Annotated in this window: 2 protein-coding genes; one reads left to right on the top strand and one right to left on the bottom strand. The window is 37.5% G+C overall.

Annotation, left to right across the window (positions count from 1 at the left end):
- Positions 1 to 479: hypothetical protein (locus ACFIQE_RS10445; protein ID WP_375707133.1), on the top strand; the 479-nt coding region annotated here is incomplete at its 5' end.
- A gap of 9 nt (positions 480 to 488) precedes the next feature.
- On the opposite strand, the gene ACFIQE_RS10440 is transcribed toward ACFIQE_RS10445, so the two are convergent.
- A complete protein-coding gene (locus tag ACFIQE_RS10440; protein WP_375630707.1) occupies positions 489 to 1,115 on the bottom strand; it encodes a hypothetical protein in 627 nt (208 codons plus the stop codon).
- Between the last annotated feature and the right edge of the window lie 232 nt (positions 1,116 to 1,347).

Here is a 1,347-nt window from a genome sequence, read left to right as displayed (position 1 = left end):
AACCAAACGGACGTATATCACGTGCAAAAGCACCGCGTGAAGCCGTTGATAAATTGGCAATAGAAATGCGTGCAAAGTGCTTTGGTTTAACGCTACAAGAGGCAAAAAATCCACTTTCTGGTACCTATATCGGGCGGCTTTGCTTGCAAGGCGTGATTACTCAAGAGCAATACGACGCCGCGCAACAGTATTTACAGATAAGGAATAATTACCTTTGTGCAAAAGGCTTGCCTAATGCAATTTATGACGAAATGCCATCATCATCTGATGATAAGGCAAGAGATAAATGGGTAGAATTTGCAACAGAGCAGTTTATAAACACGCAAGAGGCACTAAAAGAAGCACAATGCCTTTATAGACAGTACAATCTTCACGCTGCGCTACAGTACCTCGTTATAGAAGATCAAATGCTACCCCACCTTGTGAATTCACTGCGCGTTGCTCTTAATGTGCTTCAGAAACATTTTGATCGTAAATGACAAGCTCTATTACGGTTGCATTATATAGTATATCCTTCGTAAGTTTCCGCAATGTTCACTGAGTTCCTTTAACCATTTATGATCATTTGTTTTCACGTGAGATACTATGTTATCTACTTGTTCTTTTCTGAAATCGTAACGCTTATCTATAGCCGTCATAAATTTTTTTGCATAATAAATCATTGGATCCTCGTTATCATTGACCACGTCGTATGCCCACATAAAATCGCTTTCACTCCAATCATATTCATCGCGTAAACGCTTTATTACATTGGGTAGATCCATTTGCGACATCTCCTTATTATAATCACCCCGCAATAAACTCATAAGGGATGCACAACCAACAACTGATATGTGACGATACAATATATCTTCCTTGTTAAAAAATGAATATTCTCCGCCATTTCTGAGTGAAAGTTCTTCTGCTTTGCGTACCTTTTCAGAATGCATAGAGCCAATATATGATTCACTTACGTATTTATTGTAAAGTTGATTATACTTCTCTATAGTATCTACACTTGTAAACATACGCGTCAATTTGTCTATAAATCCAAATGACGCTGATGCAGGTAGCGCTGATATAGAAAAGAAAGCTATAAATGTTATGATGCGTGTTATGGATAATGATTTCATCATTTTGAACCCTTAATTATTCATAAGTGCTGTTTAACTGATTCCCTTTGAAATTATCAATATGTGTTATTTTAGTGTTGACAAAGTGTAGCAAATCGTATTTAATGACAGCACTGTACTTGGTTGTATTGTATCTAAACGAGGGACAGTGCAGTTTTGAATCCCCGCAAATGCGGGGTTTTTTATTATCTGGAGGGCGTATTTTATGACATCAGAAAATACACAGCAGGCTCCA

This window comes from Bartonella sp. AA1HLJMS (genome assembly GCF_042197445.1).
Taxonomy (GTDB): Bacteria; Pseudomonadota; Alphaproteobacteria; order Rhizobiales; family Rhizobiaceae; genus Bartonella.
This window is presented reverse-complemented; position numbering and strand designations above follow the sequence as displayed.

Coding starts and splice junctions, on each gene's coding strand:
- ACFIQE_RS10440 (WP_375630707.1), bottom strand. CDS start 1,115: ATGATGAAATCATTATCCATAACACGCATCATAACATTTATAGCTTTC.